This is a genomic window from Lactobacillus kefiranofaciens, assembly GCF_900103655.1.
Classification (GTDB): domain Bacteria; phylum Bacillota; class Bacilli; order Lactobacillales; family Lactobacillaceae; genus Lactobacillus; species Lactobacillus kefiranofaciens.
Map to the genome: position 1 here is coordinate 15,437 of NZ_FMXC01000016.1, position 17,492 is coordinate 32,928.

The 17,492-nt window shown below is 37.7% G+C and carries 20 protein-coding genes and 1 other annotated feature; of the genes, 4 read left to right on the plus strand and 16 right to left on the minus strand.

Annotated features, from left to right (window positions below; genetic code table 11):
• Positions 1 to 88 precede the first annotated feature (88 nt).
• The 6 genes from BLP58_RS06940 to BLP58_RS06965 form a co-directional block, all read right to left on the minus strand.
• Positions 89 to 1,000: an L-lactate dehydrogenase gene (locus BLP58_RS06940; protein WP_013853766.1), complete on the minus strand. Its 912-nt coding sequence runs from the start codon at positions 998 to 1,000 to the stop codon at positions 89 to 91.
• A 54-nt stretch (positions 1,001 to 1,054) separates the two neighbouring features.
• Entirely contained in the window at positions 1,055 to 1,531 is a 477-nt protein-coding gene (gene greA, locus BLP58_RS06945; RefSeq protein ID WP_013853765.1) for a transcription elongation factor GreA, read from the minus strand.
• Between the two features lie 74 nt (positions 1,532 to 1,605).
• Positions 1,606 to 4,020 carry a phenylalanine--tRNA ligase subunit beta gene (gene pheT, locus BLP58_RS06950; protein WP_013853764.1) on the minus strand — a complete coding sequence of 805 codons (2,415 nt, stop codon included), beginning with the start codon at positions 4,018 to 4,020 and terminating at the stop codon, positions 1,606 to 1,608.
• Positions 4,021 to 4,023: 3 nt separating this feature from the next.
• Complete coding sequence (gene pheS, locus BLP58_RS06955) at positions 4,024 to 5,073, minus strand: phenylalanine--tRNA ligase subunit alpha (RefSeq protein ID WP_025084207.1); 1,050 nt, start codon at positions 5,071 to 5,073, stop codon at positions 4,024 to 4,026.
• 41 nt (positions 5,074 to 5,114) lie between these two features.
• Positions 5,115 to 5,323, minus strand: a binding site (T-box leader).
• 37 nt (positions 5,324 to 5,360) lie between these two features.
• On the minus strand, positions 5,361 to 5,711 hold the full coding sequence (locus tag BLP58_RS06960) for a winged helix-turn-helix transcriptional regulator (RefSeq protein WP_013853762.1): 351 nt from the start codon (positions 5,709 to 5,711) through the stop codon (positions 5,361 to 5,363).
• 117 nt (positions 5,712 to 5,828) lie between these two features.
• The gene (locus tag BLP58_RS06965; RefSeq protein ID WP_013853761.1) at positions 5,829 to 6,596 is read right to left on the minus strand and encodes a TrmH family RNA methyltransferase; all 768 of its coding nucleotides are present in this window, start codon (positions 6,594 to 6,596) and stop codon (positions 5,829 to 5,831) included.
• A 95-nt stretch (positions 6,597 to 6,691) separates the two neighbouring features.
• Here BLP58_RS06965 and BLP58_RS06970 point away from each other — a divergent pair, with 95 nt between their 5' ends.
• The 3 genes from BLP58_RS06970 to BLP58_RS06980 are packed head-to-tail and all read left to right on the plus strand — an operon-like array spanning position 6,692 to position 8,504.
• A complete protein-coding gene (locus tag BLP58_RS06970; protein WP_013853760.1) occupies positions 6,692 to 6,964 on the plus strand; it encodes an acylphosphatase in 273 nt (90 codons plus the stop codon).
• Positions 6,965 to 7,004: 40 nt separating this feature from the next.
• Complete coding sequence (yidC, locus tag BLP58_RS06975) at positions 7,005 to 7,967, plus strand: membrane protein insertase YidC (RefSeq protein WP_013853759.1); 963 nt, start codon at positions 7,005 to 7,007, stop codon at positions 7,965 to 7,967.
• Between the two features lie 48 nt (positions 7,968 to 8,015).
• Positions 8,016 to 8,504 (plus strand): YbaK/EbsC family protein, encoded by a 489-nt coding sequence (locus BLP58_RS06980; RefSeq protein WP_013853758.1) that lies wholly within the window; start codon positions 8,016 to 8,018, stop codon positions 8,502 to 8,504.
• A 34-nt stretch (positions 8,505 to 8,538) separates the two neighbouring features.
• Here BLP58_RS06980 and BLP58_RS06985 read toward each other — a convergent pair whose 3' ends face one another.
• The 9 genes from BLP58_RS06985 to BLP58_RS07025 form a co-directional block, all read right to left on the minus strand.
• Complete coding sequence (locus BLP58_RS06985; protein ID WP_025084206.1) at positions 8,539 to 10,113, minus strand: HAMP domain-containing sensor histidine kinase; 1,575 nt, start codon at positions 10,111 to 10,113, stop codon at positions 8,539 to 8,541.
• Positions 10,094 to 10,807, minus strand: a complete 714-nt coding sequence (locus tag BLP58_RS06990; RefSeq protein WP_013853756.1) for a response regulator transcription factor — start codon at positions 10,805 to 10,807, stop codon at positions 10,094 to 10,096. Before BLP58_RS06990 ends, BLP58_RS06985 begins: the two co-directional genes overlap by 20 nt.
• 173 nt (positions 10,808 to 10,980) lie before the next feature.
• Positions 10,981 to 11,520 carry a YceD family protein gene (locus BLP58_RS06995; protein ID WP_013853755.1) on the minus strand — a complete coding sequence of 180 codons (540 nt, stop codon included), beginning with the start codon at positions 11,518 to 11,520 and terminating at the stop codon, positions 10,981 to 10,983.
• 1 nt (position 11,521) lies between these two features.
• On the minus strand, positions 11,522 to 12,673 hold the full coding sequence (locus BLP58_RS07000; protein WP_013853754.1) for a nucleotidyltransferase: 1,152 nt from the start codon (positions 12,671 to 12,673) through the stop codon (positions 11,522 to 11,524).
• Between the two features lie 3 nt (positions 12,674 to 12,676).
• Positions 12,677 to 13,024 carry a ribosome silencing factor gene (rsfS, locus tag BLP58_RS07005; protein WP_013853753.1) on the minus strand — a complete coding sequence of 116 codons (348 nt, stop codon included), beginning with the start codon at positions 13,022 to 13,024 and terminating at the stop codon, positions 12,677 to 12,679.
• Between the two features lie 20 nt (positions 13,025 to 13,044).
• Positions 13,045 to 13,644: a bis(5'-nucleosyl)-tetraphosphatase (symmetrical) YqeK gene (gene yqeK / locus BLP58_RS07010; RefSeq protein ID WP_013853752.1), complete on the minus strand. Its 600-nt coding sequence runs from the start codon at positions 13,642 to 13,644 to the stop codon at positions 13,045 to 13,047.
• Entirely contained in the window at positions 13,625 to 14,281 is a 657-nt protein-coding gene (locus BLP58_RS07015; RefSeq protein WP_013853751.1) for a nicotinate-nucleotide adenylyltransferase, read from the minus strand. Before BLP58_RS07015 ends, yqeK begins: the two co-directional genes overlap by 20 nt.
• A gap of 12 nt (positions 14,282 to 14,293) precedes the next feature.
• Positions 14,294 to 15,403, minus strand: coding sequence for a ribosome biogenesis GTPase YqeH (gene yqeH, locus BLP58_RS07020; RefSeq protein ID WP_013853750.1), 1,110 nt, complete (start codon positions 15,401 to 15,403; stop codon positions 14,294 to 14,296).
• Entirely contained in the window at positions 15,396 to 15,920 is a 525-nt protein-coding gene (locus BLP58_RS07025; RefSeq protein ID WP_013853749.1) for a YqeG family HAD IIIA-type phosphatase, read from the minus strand. The genes yqeH and BLP58_RS07025 overlap by 8 nt, the downstream gene beginning before the upstream one ends.
• A gap of 147 nt (positions 15,921 to 16,067) precedes the next feature.
• On the opposite strand from BLP58_RS07025, the gene add reads away from it, so the two are divergent.
• A complete protein-coding gene (gene add, locus BLP58_RS07030) occupies positions 16,068 to 17,069 on the plus strand; it encodes an adenosine deaminase (protein WP_013853748.1) in 1,002 nt (333 codons plus the stop codon).
• A gap of 54 nt (positions 17,070 to 17,123) precedes the next feature.
• Here the strand turns inward: add and rplT are convergent, their stop codons facing one another.
• Positions 17,124 to 17,480, minus strand: coding sequence for a 50S ribosomal protein L20 (gene rplT, locus BLP58_RS07035; RefSeq protein WP_013853747.1), 357 nt, complete (start codon positions 17,478 to 17,480; stop codon positions 17,124 to 17,126).
• Between the last annotated feature and the right edge of the window lie 12 nt (positions 17,481 to 17,492).

Genomic DNA, 17,492 nt, shown 5'->3' on the forward strand with positions numbered 1-17,492 from the left:
AAAGGCCAAAATTTTTTGAGAAAAATACAAAAGACCGAAATTAATCAAAATTTCGATCTTTTGTACAGTAATTAATTTATCTTAAATTTTACTTACTCAATTGCTCCAAGTGTTCCTTAATCTTATCAGCAGCACCTTGCAACTTTTCACGTTCATTTGAAGTAAGCTTGAGTTCGACTACCTCTTCAATCCCATCGCGACCAATGATTGCTGGATAGCCAATATAAGTCTTAAATTCTGGATTATAAACTGAAACTGGGCAATATAACCGAGCATCGCTAAACACAGCTTGTACTAAACGAACTGCACAGGTAGCAATAGCATAACTGGTATAGCCCTTGCCTTTAGCCACGATAAATGAGTTCTTATTTGATTGTTCACTAATCTTCTCTTGCTCATCTTCGCTAAATAACTGCAAGGCAATTTTATTGTTAACTCTAACCGTTGACCAAGCAGTAAATTGTGAAGAACCATGTTCACCCAACACAAATCCTTCTACATTACGCGGATCTTGACCCAATTTTTCACCAATAATTCTTTGAACTCTAGCAGTATCAAGGAATGTACCAGTGCCAAAGACACGATTCTTCTTTAAGCCACTTGTTTTTTGCAAAATTTGCGTAATGGCATCACATGGATTGGAAATGTTAATCAAAACACCATGGAAACCTGATTCCTTGATGTCTGCACCGACTTCTTTAGCATTCTTAGCGTTTAAATCAAATTCACCAAAGCGGTCGCCGGTCTTAACTGAAGCTGCAATATCACCAAAGGCTGTAATGATAATATCTGCATCTTCCAGGCCATCCCAGTCTTGTTTTCTTACGTTGACATAGCTGTCGTTTCTAGCCAAAGTGTCATGCAAATCATTATATTCAGCATTTACTTTGTCTTCATTTTTATCAATTAAAATTAAATCGTCAACCATACCATGGGTAAATAAAGTATATGCAACTGTAGCACCAACATGCCCCATGCCAATTATTCCTACTGTTCGCATTTTAAAAACCTCTCTACACAAAAAGGCCAGAAAAATCCCGGTCTTTTTTGCTAATTAAGCTTTAACCTCGTTAATTACAACGTCAAATTGACTACCAGGAGTGGTAATTGATACGGTTTCACCCTTCTTTTTGCCCAAAAGAGCTTGAGCGATTGGTGAATCGTTAGAAATCTTGCCGTTTAATGGGTCAGATTCATCACTACCAACAATAGTGTAGGTTTCAGGATCATCTGTACCGACCTCAGTATAGGTAATAGTCTTACCAACTGAAACTTCATTAGGATCAACACTGTCAGCATCAACAACTTGCGCATACTTAAGCATGTCTTCAACTTGCGCAATTCTGTCTTCTACATGACTTTGCTCGTCCTTAGCTGCATCGTATTCAGAGTTTTCTGATAAGTCACCGAATGAACGTGCAACCTTAATTCGCTTAATTACTTCCGGACGCTTAACTAATTTTAAATTTTTCAATTCTGCTTGAAGTTTTTCTTTACCTTCAGCAGTCATTGGATAAGATTTTTCAGGCATATTTTTAACTCCTCAGAAATTAAATTTTCTTTGCACTGATCAATAATATTGGTTTACACCAGTAAAGTCAACCTTTAACGAACTTTAATGTCAAGATCATTTTCAAGGCCAGCTCTGATCTTGTCCATAGCGTTATTAACAACCTTGTCAGTTAAAGTATCCTTTTCGTTTAAGAAGGTCAAATTGTAGGCAAAACTCTTCTTACCAGCTTCAATATGGCTACCTTCGTAAACATCGATTACTTTAAGAGCCACTAAGTATTTACCAGCATTAGACTTAATGACATTTTCAACTTCTTGGTTAGTAACTTCCTTATCGACCAAGAGTGATAGGTCACGTTCAATTGCTGGGAACTTAGGAGCTGGCTTAGCAGTCATTCCTTTAGTCAACATTGGGATAATAACATCCAGGTTAATTTCATAACCGTAAAGTTCGCTGCCGCGAAGAGCCTTGTCAGCAAAAGTTACAGCATGAGCAATCATTCCAATCATCCCAACATATTGCTTATCAATATAAATGCCAGCAGTTCTCGTTGGGTGCATCCCTACAATTCCTTCAGCTTTATAAACCACTCTTTCAGGATCAATCCCTATTGCAGTAAACAAGTTAGTCAATTGGCCCTTAACAAAGTAGAAGTCTACTTTTTGGGTCACATGTTGCCAATTTTCTGCAAAAGTATTACCTGAATAAAGAGTAGCTAAATGTTCATGCTCATTAAATGTACCACCATCGTGGTCATAAACTCTACCCTGCTCAAAGAAGGCTAATTGGGTTTGCTTTCTAGCGAAGTTGTAGCTAGCAGCGTCAACCAAACCAGTCATCAAGTTTTGACGCATAACTGAACGACCTGAGTTAAGTGGCATTTCTACTTTAGCAACAGCCTTAGGATCCTTAGTGTAGCGAACAGCCTTTTCTGGTGAAGTCAATGAATAAGAAATAGCTTCCATCAAGCCTTGGCCTTGAACAATAGCCTTCATCCGACGCATCATTTCTTCTTTTTTGGAATAGCCACCATGAGTTTCAGCTAGCAGAGGCTGAGTCGATTTCAAATTGTCATAGCCGTAAATTCGACCAACTTCTTCTACCAAGTCGGCTGGAATGGCAATATCCCATCTTCTGTTTGGCACATGAACAGCAATCTTGTCACCGTCTTGGTCAATGGGGAAGCCCAAACGATCAAAGATCTTAATCATGTCAGCTGCGCTAATTTCAGTACCTAAAACCTTATTAATGTATGAAACAGTAGTATTAACTACCACTGGACCACGCTTTTTATCAGTAGCCTTTAAAATGCCTTCATCAACAGTAGCTGAAGCATCATTTCTAAGCAAAAGTGCAGCCATGTTGATTGCCTTCTCGGTTGCATCCCAGTTAACGCCTTTTTCATAACGACTTGAAGCTTCGGTACGGTTAGCATGACGAAGAGCAGCCTTTCTAACCAAGGTTGGGTCAAAAATAGCTGATTCCAAAATGACGTCAGTAGTTTCTGAAGTGATTTCAGAATTAAGTCCGCCCATCACACCAGCCATCATTACCGGCTTATCGCCATCAGTAATCACGATATCGTGCGGATCAAGCTCAACTTCTTTTTCATTAAGCAAAGTAAGCTTTTCGCCCTTGTTAGCCAATCTAACTTCAAGCTTGCCAGTAGCAAAAGTCTTGGCATCATAAGCATGCATTGGTTGACCAGTCAAAAGCATGACGTAGTTAGTAACGTCAACGACATTGTTAATTGGACGAATGCCGGCATTCCACAGACGTCTTTGCATCCAAAGTGGCGAGTCTTGAATCTTAACGCCAGTCAATTTACGTAAATAAAACTTAGGAGTAAGCTTTTCATCAACCTTAGCATCAAGTGAGTCAGTCCAAGCGGGACCGTCTTCTTTTAATACAACGTCTTCAACCTTAGGCTTTTGATCAACAATGGCACCAACTTCATATGCGGCACCTTCCATGCCCAAAGTATCGGCACGGTTAGGCGTAATATCGAAGTCCAAGATGTAGTCATTCATGCCAAGTGCTTCATAAACGTCTTCCCCTGGCTTAACGTCAGCGTCTTCTGGGAAGACATAGATGCCGTTGGCAAATTCTTCTGGTACAACACTGTCGCTAAAGCCAATTTCTTGCATGCCACAGATCATGCCGTAGCTTTCCATGCCGCGGATCTTACCCTTCTTGATCTTTTCATTGCCGGTAATGCGAGCACCGTGTAAAGCAACGATGACCAATTCACCTGCGGCAACATTAGGCGCACCACAAACAATTTGCAACGGTTCATCTTCACCTACATCAACGTGAGTCAAGTGCAAGTGAGTGCCTTCAACGCCCTTGCAGTCAAGCACTTTACCAACAACTAATTTCTTTAAGCCCTCTGCTGGATGCTTAACATCAGCGATTTCTACGCCAGTACGAGTGATTTTTTCAGCTAAAGCGTGAGGTTCTTGATCTAAATTAAGAAAATCTTGTAACCAATTATATGAAACTAACATCTATTAATTTTCCTCCTTACGGAATTGCTTCAAGAAACGAACATCGTTAGTGTAGAAGTCACGAATGTCGTCAATGCCGTACTTCAAAATAGCAAAACGATCAAGTCCTAAACCAAAGGCAAAACCACCATAAATAGTGGAATCAACGCCAGCATTTTCCAAAACATTAGGATGAACCATACCAGCACCCAAAACTTCAATCCAACCAGTATACTTACAAATCGGGCAGCCCTTGCCATCACAATTGAAGCAGGATACATCCATTTCAACTGATAGCTCGGTGAATGGGAAGTAACTTGGACGAAGACGAGTTGCTCGATCTTGACCAAAGACGTGCTTGGCAATCATTTCCAAGGTACCCTTTAAGTCACTCATCGTAACGTGCTTATCCACTACCAAACCCTCCATTTGCATGAATTGATGGGAGTGAGTAGCGTCATCATCATCACGACGGTAAACCTTACCAGGACCAACCATCTTTAATGGACCCTTAGCAAAATCATGCTTTTCAAGCACACGAGCTTGGTCACCTGAAGTTTGACTTCTCAGCAGATTTTCGTCATCGATATAAAAAGTTGCTTGCATATCACGAGCTGGGTGACCCTTAGGCAAGTTCATCATTTCAAAACAGTAATGGTCAGTTTCAATTTCTGGACCTTGCACAACTTTGTAACCCATACCGATAAAGTAGCTTTCAAGATCGTCTAAGATAATATTGATGGGGTGCTTAGAACCTAAATGAGCTTCACGTCCTGGCAAAGTAACATCAATCTTTTCATCTTCAAGGCGCTTAGCCAAAAGTGCTTTAACCATTTTTTCCTTAGCAGCATCCAATTGCGTATTAAACATATCACGTAATTCGTTCACCTTTTGACCGACTTCACGTCTGTTCTCTGGTGCAACGTCACGCATCGAGTGTAAAATCTTGGTTAATTCGCCTTTTTTACCAACTAATTTAACTCTAACTTTATTTAAAGCATCTTCATTAGTTGCCTTATTGATTTGGTTAACTCCCTCTTCATGGAGCTCTTTCAACTTATCAAATAAGTCCATTAAATCTTTTTCCTTTCACAATAAAAAAAGCTCCGTCCCTTCATAGGGACGAAGCGTCGCGGTACCACCCTAGTTTGAGCATCTTAAGCTCACACTTTAATTTTCGTTAACGGTGAAATACCGGAATTGATTAGATTCTACTCCCAAGATGAAATTCACAATTGCTTCTTTTATCTTTTCTTTCAGCTATTTAAAAAAGATTCTCTGTCTCAAAAAGCTAATCGCTACTAGTCTTGATCTCAGTAATTAATTAATATGATATTTCTTTTTTGATTTTCTTGCAAGTCCTAGGCCCATTTATCGGCCCAATGATGCACTTGATCAAAGACTGGCTTAAGTTCAGCACCTTTTTCAGTTAGCCCATAAGAAATAATGCCAGTCTTATCATCTACTGTTCTGCGAACGATTTGATCGCGTTCAAGTTCCTTCACCCGTTCAACCAAAACCCGATCAGAACAAGCTTCGATGCAACGAGCTAGGTCCTTAAAACGCATATCTTCGGTATCACAAAGTGAACTAATAATTAAGCCATTCCACTTTTTGCCAATAATCTGGAAAGCTTTAATAAAATGTTTGCATAATTCATAATCTTCTGGGCTACAAGGAGCCTTTTCTTGTTTTTCTTTAACCTCAAGCATAAGTGATTCCTCCATCATCATCTAATTCCAACAAAAAATATTAGCATATTTTAACATAATAGTTGAGTTGTTCTTGCTAATGATCATTATAGAGAATTCACTTACTTAATACAAGTGTTATGCAAAGTGATAGATCATAATCCCGGCAGCTACTGCAGCATTTAACGATTCAGCCTGTCCCTTAATTGGAATATACAACTTCTCATCACTTAAATTGGCAATCGTTTCACTTACGCCATGTGCTTCATTGCCGATAATTAAAGCAAGCTGGGGTACTTTTTCAAAGTCTAGCAATTGTTTAGCAGTTCTATCTAACATGCTAGCATAAACCGGAATGCCAATATCTTGAAAATCAGTAATAACATTAGCCAAATCGCGTTTAATTAAGTCAATATGGAATTGACTGCCTTGCATTGCTCTTTGTGTTTTTGGATTGTACAAATCTGCACTTTCTGGTGACAAAACCACGCCATCAAATCCTGCAGCATCCGCAGTTCTAATAATCGTACCGACATTTCCCGGATCAGCTAAATTATCCAGCAATACCCATTTGCCAAAATTAAATGGGAATTCACGCGGCTGGTCAATTTTAAGCACCATAAAAATTTCTTGTGAATTCTTGGTGCTGCTTAAGTGTCGAGCAATCGCTTTGTTGATCAAAATTACGTTTTTACCACTAAGATCAACATCATACTTTTCTTCTGCCTGATCAAGTGCCTGTTCAGTACCCAAAATATATTGATACTTCTTGTTAGCCTTCATTGCTTCTTCAAACAAGTGAAAGCCCTCAATCAAGTAGCGATTTTCTTCGTCACGATATTTCTTTTGCTTTAATTTAGCTAATTTCTTTACTGTTGCATTGTTAACTGAACTGATTTGTTGCATATTTTTCTCCTTTTTGCTTCTCTCTACATTATAGATGATAATTAGACATGTTAAAATTAAAGATGAAACTGTTTTTAAAAAGAGGAAGCAAATATATGGAAACTAGAAAATTAGTCGTTTCAGGTTTAGTACAAGGCGTTGGCTTTCGCTGGAGTACTCAAAATTTAGCCAATCAAATGGGCATTCCTGGCACAGTAAAAAACAACTCTGATGGTACAGTTACTATTTTCTTGCAAGCCGAAGGTAGCGAAATCGACCGTTTCATTGAAAAATTGTCATCCGCATCTGGTTTTGCTCATATTGAAAATATTAGTCAAGAATCTGTCCCAAATGTGGAAAAAATGCATGATTTTCATGTATTATATTAGATGTATCTTTTTAATAGAAAATAAGTGGTGATTAATTTAAATGAAAAAAATCAAAAAATATGCAGGACTGTTAGCTATCGTCGTAGTAGCTACTCTTGTGCTAAGTGCTTGTGGTGCAACGACTGATCCTCATGTTGCTCCACACAGTGGAATTTACGGCTTGGTCTACCAATGGCTAGGCAAGCCTTTGCAAAATATCATGGTGCATACAGCCCAAACAGTGGGTGGCAACAACGGTGCCGGCTGGGGAATCGTCATTATTACTGTAGTCGTACGGTTAATTTTGATGCCATTGATGCTGGTTCAACAAAATAAGAGCGTGCGTCAACAAGAAAAAATGACTCACCTGCAGCCACAAATGAAGCTAATCCAAGGCGCAATGAAGCATAAGGACATCACTCCTCAGCAGCAGATGACTTTATCAGGCTGGCAAAGAGAACTATACTCTAAGAATGAAATGTCCTTAACTGGCGGCATGGGGTGTTTGCCATTGATTATTCAGCTGCCGATTATGTGGGGGATTTACCAAGCGGTATTCTACTCACCACAATTAGCGCAGTCTACTTTCTTTGGTATTTCTCTGAGTAAAAAATCAGTAATATTGGCCATTATCGCTACTGTGTTCACCGTTATCCAGAGTTACATCTCACTGATCGGTATTCCTGAAGAACAAAAGAAGGCCATGCAATCAATGATGATCTTCAACCCAATTATGACTTTATTCTTCAGTTTATCCTTCTCTGGTGCCTTAGCCTTATACTGGGCCGCCGGTAACTTAGTAATGATTATTCAACAAGTAATCGTTACCTTTATCCTAATGCCAAGCGTAAAGAAACATGTAGCTGCCGAATTGAAGGATAAGCCAATTGAAGTTGTAGTTACTAAAGAAAAGATTAATGCCTTATTCAAGACCGACTCTAATAATAGTCAAACTAACGAAGCTAAAAAAGAATTGCATCAAGATCTACGCAAACGTAATCAAGGCAAACAAAAACGCAAATAAACAAAAAAAGTCAGGATTAAACCTGACTTTTTTATTAAGGAGAAAACGATGAACAGTCAAGAAATATTGCAGTTACTAGATGAACATAATATCACCTACCGGCTCCTCTCTCACCCCGCAGTATTTACCAGTGAAGAAGCCGATCAACATTTAAAAGATAAGGACTTCGCTAAATGCAAGAATCTTTTCATCAAAACGCGCAATAGCAAACACTATTATTTATTAATGCTGCCAGAAGATAAGAAAATCGATTGGCAAAAAACTAAAGCTGAATTGCATTCCAGTAGTTTAACCTTTGTCTCTGAAACAGAGCTTGAAGAGAAATTACAGATTAAATCTGGTTTAGTCTCACCCTTCAGTTTACTTAATGACACTACCAATACAATTCCATTAATCGTTGACCAAGCAGCTATGGAGGAAAGCAACTTAGTTGGCGTACATCCCAATGATAATACCCAAACGATCAGTCTTTCTTGGACTGAACTGGCCAGAATATTAAGTTCAACTGGTCATCTTTTTGAAGAAAGATCTCTATGAAAAAAAGCAGTTCTCAATTTGAACTGCTTCTTTATTATGCCTCCAGATTACTCTTAGGCATTTCTTTTTTCTCATTTAGTTTTCTTAACTTGGCAGCTTTCTTTTTAGTCAATCGTGGGAACCTCATCTTAAATTGACTGCCTTGTCCTTCAACTGACTCTACGCTGATTTCACCATGATAACTATCAACTAATTTTTGCGCAATTGATAAGCCTAGGCCATTACCACCTTTTTCACGAGTTCTAGCCTTATCGACACGGTAGAAACGGTTGAAAATCTTATGTTGATCTTCTTTAGAAATTCCTTCACCAAAGTCTTGCACAATAATATTGACATCTTTCTTGGTCACACCAGCAGAAACAATAATTTGCTTACGATCGGTAGAATACTTAATCCCATTATCAATCAAAATAACTAATAATTGCTCCAAGTGACCATGATAAATTTGAATTTCAGTATCTGCTGGCAGATCATCTTCATCAAGTTGAATCTTAAAGTCAGGATGAACCATCGCCATATCGGCTACTACACGCTGAGTTACTTCATTAACATTAGTAACCTCATATGGATATTGCACATCGATTTGTTCAGCCCGAGTTAAATCCAACATCTCCTGAATTAGATGTTTCATCCGATCAGCTTCTTGCAAGGAAGCATCGATTGATTCAGCTAAAATTTGAGGATCATCTTTGCCCCAGCGTTCAAGCATATTAAGATGCCCTTCAATTACCGCCACTGGCGTTCTTAATTCATGAGAAACATCTCCCACGAATTGCTTTTGTTGATCAATATAGCCTTGCATCCGATCAAGCATCTGATTAATCGATATTGCCAAATCCTCTAATTCGTCATTACGATGAAGCTCCTTAATTCGAGCTCCACTATTAGGATCGGCATTAACTTTTTTAGCCACTTTGGACATATCTTTAATCGGCTTAACTACATTAACTACTAAAATATAAGAAATTACAATGAAGAAGATAATCGCAATTAATGAGATAGCTATCACTGAATGCAACAAATTATTCATTAAATGATTGTAATAAGTCATATTATTTGAAATAACAATATAACCTGTCAACTTATTGTTAACTTCCGAATGTACCTTTTGATAAGTTACTAGAACTGAATGCCCTTTACGCTTAATTACTTTATTCTGTCGTTCTGCAGAAAATGGCTTTAAATCCGGAATAGCATTGCCATTAGTAAAAACTACTTCTCTATGTTTATTATAAACAGCAATATTAATATCAGGATTATAAATAGTTGCTAACAAATTATCATTAAAAGCATTGTTCTTAGTATCTTTTTTGCTAATCGCTGGTCCGCCTTGCAAAATTCTACGCGTTGCTGGCGAAAGCGATGGAATAACGTTAGAAATTTCTAATTCATCTGGAATTGAACTCAATGTCTGATCTAATGTAGTTACGACATTAGTAGAAGTTTCCTGCTGCTGGTCCATTGATTGCTTACTTACCAACTGATAGACAACTACTGAAAATATGACAAAAGAGACCGTGATCGTTAATGCCACGATGCTAACCCACCGGACGATCAACGAAGAATGCTTGGTCTCTTTACTTTCTTTATTATTGGTCATCATCTTCATCTCTTACCATATAGCCGGTACCACGAACCGTCTTAATGTATGAAGGTTGACCTGGTACGTCAATCTTATTACGTAAGTAACGTACATAAACTTCAACTACGTTAGTTTCAATATTTGATTCAGGACCCCAAATCTTGTTGAGAAGTTGATCACGACTAACTACATTGTTTTTGTTCTCAATCAAAGTCATTAATAGATTGTATTCGCGCTTAGTCAAATCAATTGCTTTGCCGTCGCCACGATGAACAATTCTATTAGCAGTTTCAATTGTCAAGTCTTTAAACTTAACAATCTTCTGCTTAGCTACTGTAACTTTAGAAGCGTCTTTTTCGATCTTAACGCGACGTAAAACAGCACGTAAACGAGCTAAAAGCTCTTCAATTGCAAAAGGCTTAACAATATAATCATCTGCACCATGGTCTAAGCCAGATACACGATCAATCACAGAATCACGTGCCGTCATCATAATAATCGGTGTCATCTTAACTTGACGAACGCGACGCGCAATTTCTAACCCATTTAAATCAGGTAGCATTAGGTCAAGTAAAATAGCGTCAAAGTCTTGTTTCAAAGCATCTTCTAGACCTTTACGACCATTATTTTCTACTACTGTTTCATAATTTTCATGTTGTAATTCAAGCTCAACAAAACGAGCCAAATTCTTTTCATCTTCAATAATTAGAATTTTTGCCATGTTAACTCAGTTCCTCTAGATCAATTTGGTTTTTAATACTAATAAATTAATTAAAAAATGTTTTTATAATTAAAGGATACTTTAAAAATGCTTCTAAAACAAGCAAAAAAACAGTCAAAGTAAAATTTCTCTGGCTGATTTTTAAAAATTGTAAAATTTTGTTACTTTTTCTTCTAATCCTCATTATCGAATAGCACTTTTAACTTCGCAAAAGCTGGATTAATTTGATTCTTTTTGCCTTCCTCAAAAACTGCTTCAGAAACTACTTCCCAATCCTTGCCCTCAGGATAAATATTCTTCTCCTTTTCTTCTGGGGTAAGAATAGTAGTTGGGATATTTAATAACATATTATCTTCAACGGCCGTTTGTAAATCAATAACGTCATCCTTAACTTGAACGATGGTATCGTTATCCTCTAATTCTTCTTTAGTTGGTTTGCGATCAACATAATTTTCAGTAAAAGCGAAGTCTTCATGATACTTAACTGGTTTCAAGCTTCTACTTGACGGAACAACTAAACCAGCTGTTACTTGGAAATTTCCAGTAACAAAAGGCTCTTGATAAAACAGATCACCTGTTACATGTATATTTTGTGCATCAATTAATAAATCTTTACTTCGTTTAAAGAATTCTGGTCGCATCTCTACGTCACGTTCAATGTGAACCAACGGTTCGGCAGAATTTTGAATTTTAGCAAAACTAATTTCTAGCATATTACACCTCGAGCGGACGCCGACCAAAATTTTGATCCACGCCCATTATTTGTTCAAATAAGCGATCAACTCGCACTTGTAATGCCAGTGAACCACTTTTAGCACTTCTTTTATCTACTTTAGAAATAATTTTCGTTTGAGAATTTTTACGATTGTCTTTTAAGAATTTACGTCCAATCTTGCTAAAACCTAAAAGCAGCAATGACTCTTCGTTAAAGCTGGCAATCATATCTGCCTGAGTAATATTTAACAATGTATACAGGCTTAAGCGACGCAAACGTGAATATGTATAACGCTTAGACTTAATCCGACGCAAAAACTCAGTAAAATCACGTGCTAAATGAATTCCTTCCTTCATCTTATATTCTAATCCCTCACTCATTTGATAGATCTGATGCAGATCTTCTATTGAAGAAGATTCTAAACGATACTTTAAGAAAGGAAAAAGCAAATTCCAGTTAGGATAAACTTCCTGCTTAGCAAGTTCAACGGCTTCAGATTTAGGCATCCAATATTTCAAATTATCCGTATTTTCATTATGAAGCAATAAATTGCGAATCGCACTAGCACTTTGAACCACGCCACTACGTTGAAGCAAATCATCGTGTCCCGCTCCAATGCGATGAACTGGATGCAAACTAAGCGGTGAACCTAAATTATGGTTGGCAACAGCATAAGCCAAACCTAAGATCGCATTAGGCTGATTAATTTCATGACCAACTTCCCGCGCAACCATTTGATTATATTGAGTCGAATAAGTTTGACTATAATCCTTAAAATTCATATGATTTTGTGGGATTTCAGCAATCTTGCTACCAAGATAAGTAAAATTCAAATTTGCATCTTCCACGCCAAAAACTAGATCGGTCACACCTAATTTAGCTAGTTGCTCAATATTGCCTAATGAAAATAAATCGGCTGGCTCAACCGTGGTTGAAAATGGTGTTTCAAACACTAAATCGGCTCCTGATTGAAGTGCGGCCTTAGCTCGATTCCATTTGCTCATAATTGCCATTTCACCACGTTGGACGTAGTTACCAGACGTTAAGACTACGATCGGATCATTGCCAGCAATAAGCCGCGCTTGATTTAACAAAAATTCATGTCCACTATGAAAAGGATTAAATTCCGCAATAATCCCCACCACGCTCATTGATTAATCTTCCTTCAATTCAACTTGCTTACCATTAGCCCATAATTTTTCCAAATTATAAAATTCACGAGCTTCTTGAGTAAAGACATTAACAACTACATCACCTAAATCAAGCAAAAGCCAGTTAGAGTCTCTAGTACCTTCAATGCGATAATCGGTGTAATTGTTCTTATGTGCCTCTTCGACAATTGAGTTAGCAATCGCATGTAGTTGTCGATTAGAACCAGCACTGGTAATGACATAATAATCGGCTAAGATACTAATTCCACGCATATCATAAGCTTCTGTGTCTTCACCATGACGGTCACTAATTGCCTTAGTAGTAAAATTTAAAATTTCTTGACTAGTCAAAATATTATCTCCTTTATGAATTAATCTTTCTTAATACCCCAAAAATTGTACGCATCAATTGTGCGAGGATAAATTTTATTTCTTTCTTCAATTAAAAATGCCAAAGTATGAGTCAATTGGTAACCCACACCTTCATCTAAATTAGCATAGGTAATTTTACGTGCTTCTTCAACTCCAGGAAAATGGCGTCCTGGCTCAATAAAATCCGCCATAAAAACGATCTTATCAAGCGTCGTCATTTTAACATCCCCAGTAGTGTGACGCCGAACAGCAGTCAGAATTTCTGGATCACGGATTTTTAAATCACGCTCAATAAAGTAGGTCCCTACAATCCCATGCCAAATTGCCCGATTCCAATTAAGCAAATCTAAATCAAAATCTTGCTCTTTAATTACTTTGCGATATTGCTCTACAGGTACTTGCTTAGCATAATCATGAACAAATCCAGCCAATGCTGCCTTATCTTCATCATATCCATTTAACTTAGCTAATTCTCGTGAAGTTTCACTAACGCGAACACAATGCTCAAACCGCTTTTCATCCATATTAGCTTTTTCTTTAGCGATAATTTCAGCACTAGATAATGGTGAATACGTTTTTTTAAATGTTAGTTTCGTCAAGATAAAGTCCCTTCTCTATAATATACTTTCTAACTGCTTCTGGTACCAAGTATCTAATTGAGGTGCCCGTAGCCACGGAACGACGAATAGCTGTTGAACTTAAGCGAATGTCAGGTGCATCTACCCAAATCATTGGGTATTGTGGATCTTGCGGGTAACCTGGTCGCCGAATTCCAACTAAAGTTACCATTTTAGCTAATGTTGGTGCTTCTTTCCAAGTATGGAAACTGTTTACCTGATCGCTGCCCATAATCAAATAATAATTATTTTGAGGTGCTTTCTCCTTCAAATAACGCATTGTGTCAACAGTATAAGAAACACCGCCGCGGAACAATTCCAGTAATTTTACTCTAAACTTAGGATTATCCCGAGTTGCTAAATCTAGCATTGTAGCTCTATCTTTAGCAGAAGTTAATGGAGCGTTTTTATGTGGCGGAATATTATCTGGAATAAACCATACTTCATCTAAACGTAGCTTAGTCATCGCTTGTTCAGCTGCAACTAAGTGCGCAATATGAACCGGATTAAAAGTGCCGCCCATAATGCCAATTTGCCGGCCGCGACTTTTTTCTTGCTCCATCTTTGGTTTTGCTTCAACTGGTGGTGTTTCTTTTTCAACGCATTTTGGATTAACCATTTTTCAAACCCTCTAAATCAATGCACGACGAATTCCTAATCCAATACCAGCTGGGGTATAAGTCTTCACAACACAGCCTTTAGGCACAGTAACAAAGCCAATCCCACCAAATAAAAGATCACTCTTATAGTTGGTATTAAATTCTTGCCCCTTAAGTGCAGGTAATTGATCATCACTAGCAGGAGGTGCTAACAGCTCGCCTCGATGTTTTTCATAAAAAGCATCAGCGTTAATTGTCTTAGTGCGGTGAACATACATCCCTCTAGCTACGTAAACTGTAAAACTGGTTGACTCACCCTTCAAGTAATCAATACGACCTAAGCCCGCTAAAAATAATGTATTCCCTGGCAACAATTGATAGGTTGCCGGCTTAAGTGGCTTTTTAGGTGAGATTAATTCTAAATCTTTGGCATTCAGATGTGTAGTCAATTGACTCTCGGTCATAATTCCCGGTGTATCAATCAAAAAATGTCCATTCTCTAAAGGAATTTCAATCCTATCTAATGTAGTTCCGGGGAAACGAGAAGTAGTAATCAGATCTTGAATATCACCCATCATGTCTACGATAGCATTAATTAAAGTAGACTTACCCACATTAGTAGTTCCCACGAAGTACACATCTTTATCTTGAGACTGCTGATTAATATACTCAATCAAAGTGTCTAAATTCAATTTCTTACGCGCAGAAACCAAGAAGATTTTCTTAGGATAAAGTCCCATGCGGTTAGCTTCTTGCCTTATCCAATCCTTAATTTTGCTTTGTTTGGAATTCTTAGGAAATAGGTCAAATTTGTTGCCAACTAGGATAAAATCATTATTACCAACAAACCGTTTAAGGGATGACAACAGCGAATTTGAAAAGTCAAACAAGTCAACTACATTCACAACTAATGCTTTCTTTTCTGCCAACGAATTAAGCAACGCTAAAAAATCATCATTATTTAAATCAACTGGCATGATCTCATTATAATGACGCAATCTAAAACAGCGCTGACAATAAACATCAGTATTTTCATTTGTTCTTGCCTTATCTAACGCGCTTTTAGGCAAATAGCCGGCCTTTTTAGGATCATCTGATTGCAGTACAGCGCCACAGCCGATACAAATAATATCCTCATCCATTTTGCAAAGTCTCCTTAAATGTTACTCGATGCGATAAACCGAGGAAGAAATAAATAATTTTCTCAAAGAAACGGTTAATCCGCGTATTCCACTTATCCGTTTCAACCAGTGGCTTAACCAAAACCGTATTAACGCCCGCTAAATTGCCGGCTTGCATGTCGGTAATCAACTGATCGCCAACCATCATCACCTGACTCTTTTCTAAATGCATTTCCTCACGCTTGCGGGTAATTGCAAAAGGCAATGGCTTGCGCGATTTAGCCACAAAATCTATGTGGTAAGGATTAAGCACCTTGCCCACTCTTTGAGCATTATTGTTGGAAATTACGACCAGCTTAATATTAACCTTAGCCAATGCCCGGTTCAATTTATCCATTTCCTTGGCAGTTTCAAACTTATTCCAGGCTAGCAATGTGTTGTCTAGATCTGAAAAAACTGCTTTGATTCCCATTTCATTTAATTTGGCGGGGTCCAAATTGTAAATCGTATTTATTGTATACTTTGGTCTAAATAACATATAAACTCTCCATTTTTTATCACTCTCTATAATATCAAAAATGCGTTTGCATTAGAAATTTTTGTTCCATTCTTACGAAAAAGTGATAAAATCAAAACAATTTAACCTATTATCCTATTCATCAATTAAATTTAGAAAGGAAAAATGATGAAAAAATTTATTGATTTGCACCTTCATTTGGATGGCTCTGTTCCTTTTACCACTGTTAAAAAATTAATGGCTGAACATAATCTGCCCATACCTTCAGATCATGACTTAAGACAACAGCTCTCAGTTAATGCTAACTGCAAAAGTCTAGATCAATTTTTAGAAAAATTCGCTTTACCTAATAAATTAATGCAGACTCGTCATGATTTGGAGACGATTGTTTATGATTTGCTTACTGAATTAAAACAGCAAGGACTAGTCTATGCAGAGATTCGTTTTGCCCCACAATTACATACTAAAAATGAATTAACGCAGAAAACAGTTATTGAAGCGGCAATCGCCGGCTTAAATCGTTTTTTAGCGGATCAACAAAGTAAAAATAATCAACCCGAATTACACGCCGGATTAATCCTATGTTTAATGCGTTTCAAGAATAATCAAGTAGAGAACATGAAAACGGTAGAGTTAGCCAAGAAATTCTTACACCATGGCGTTGTCGGCATTGATTTAGCTGGCAGCGAAGGCCCGATTCCCAATATTAAATACAAACCTTTCTTTGATCGCGCAATAAAATTAGGCATACCATTCACTATACATGCAGGTGAAGCAGCTGGCCCTGACTCCATTCGTCAAGCATTAGCCATGGGCGCTCATCGGATTGGGCATGGCATTCACTGCATTGAAGATCCTGAACTAACCAAAGAATTAATCCAACAGCAAACTGTATTAGAATGCTGCGCAACATCTAACATGGATACTAAAGCTTTTAATCGAATCACTTCTTACCCTATCAAGAATCTGTTGCATAAGGGTATGAAAGTTACCCTTAATTCTGATGACATGACAGTTTCTAATACCAATCTTCCACGTGAATATAAATTACTTGAAGAAAAGACTAACTTAACGTCAGAAGAAGAAACTACACTTTATCTAAATGCAGTCGACGCTGCCTTTACATCACCTGACGAAAAAATCAGGTTACGTGCTTTAATTCAAAAATGAAATAAAAAAATAAAGGTCAGAGATATTTCCCTGGCCTTTATTCATTAAGCAACTTTAGTTCAATGCCTTCTTAGCAGTTTCTGCTAATTGTGCAAAAGTCTTTGAATCGTTGTAAGCAATATCAGCTAACATCTTACGGTTCATATCAACACCGGCTAACTTCAAACCATGCATTAACTTAGAATATGAGATGTCATTTTGTCTTGCAGCAGCGTTAATACGAGCAATCCATAACTTTCTGAATTCGCTCTTACGTCTTCTACGGTCGCGGAATGCGTACTTGTATGAAACAAATAATTGAGTACTTGCGGCCTTAAATTGCATGTGCTTTGCGCCACGGTAACCCTTGGCAAGCTTCATGACCTTCTTACGACGTTTACGTGTTACAATTCTACCTTTAACTCTTGGCATTTAAATTTCCTC

Excerpts from the sequence above, each read along its gene's own strand:
- BLP58_RS06940 (WP_013853766.1), bottom strand. The coding sequence starts at position 1,000 with ATGCGAACAGTAGGAATAATTGGCATGGGGCATGTTGGTGCTACAGTT.
- greA (WP_013853765.1), bottom strand. The coding sequence starts at position 1,531 with ATGCCTGAAAAATCTTATCCAATGACTGCTGAAGGTAAAGAAAAACTT.
- pheT (WP_013853764.1), bottom strand. The coding sequence starts at position 4,020 with ATGTTAGTTTCATATAATTGGTTACAAGATTTTCTTAATTTAGATCAA.
- pheS (WP_025084207.1), bottom strand. The coding sequence starts at position 5,073 with ATGGACTTATTTGATAAGTTGAAAGAGCTCCATGAAGAGGGAGTTAAC.
- BLP58_RS06960 (WP_013853762.1), bottom strand. The coding sequence starts at position 5,711 with ATGCTTGAGGTTAAAGAAAAACAAGAAAAGGCTCCTTGTAGCCCAGAA.
- BLP58_RS06965 (WP_013853761.1), bottom strand. The coding sequence starts at position 6,596 with ATGCAACAAATCAGTTCAGTTAACAATGCAACAGTAAAGAAATTAGCT.
- BLP58_RS06970 (WP_013853760.1), top strand. The coding sequence starts at position 6,692 with ATGGAAACTAGAAAATTAGTCGTTTCAGGTTTAGTACAAGGCGTTGGC.
- yidC (WP_013853759.1), top strand. The coding sequence starts at position 7,005 with ATGAAAAAAATCAAAAAATATGCAGGACTGTTAGCTATCGTCGTAGTA.
- BLP58_RS06980 (WP_013853758.1), top strand. The coding sequence starts at position 8,016 with ATGAACAGTCAAGAAATATTGCAGTTACTAGATGAACATAATATCACC.
- BLP58_RS06985 (WP_025084206.1), bottom strand. The coding sequence starts at position 10,113 with ATGAAGATGATGACCAATAATAAAGAAAGTAAAGAGACCAAGCATTCT.
- BLP58_RS06990 (WP_013853756.1), bottom strand. The coding sequence starts at position 10,807 with ATGGCAAAAATTCTAATTATTGAAGATGAAAAGAATTTGGCTCGTTTT.
- BLP58_RS06995 (WP_013853755.1), bottom strand. The coding sequence starts at position 11,520 with ATGCTAGAAATTAGTTTTGCTAAAATTCAAAATTCTGCCGAACCGTTG.
- BLP58_RS07000 (WP_013853754.1), bottom strand. The coding sequence starts at position 12,673 with ATGAGCGTGGTGGGGATTATTGCGGAATTTAATCCTTTTCATAGTGGA.
- BLP58_RS07015 (WP_013853751.1), bottom strand. The coding sequence starts at position 14,281 with ATGGTTAATCCAAAATGCGTTGAAAAAGAAACACCACCAGTTGAAGCA.
- yqeH (WP_013853750.1), bottom strand. The coding sequence starts at position 15,403 with ATGGATGAGGATATTATTTGTATCGGCTGTGGCGCTGTACTGCAATCA.
- BLP58_RS07025 (WP_013853749.1), bottom strand. The coding sequence starts at position 15,920 with ATGTTATTTAGACCAAAGTATACAATAAATACGATTTACAATTTGGAC.
- add (WP_013853748.1), top strand. The coding sequence starts at position 16,068 with ATGAAAAAATTTATTGATTTGCACCTTCATTTGGATGGCTCTGTTCCT.
- rplT (WP_013853747.1), bottom strand. The coding sequence starts at position 17,480 with ATGCCAAGAGTTAAAGGTAGAATTGTAACACGTAAACGTCGTAAGAAG.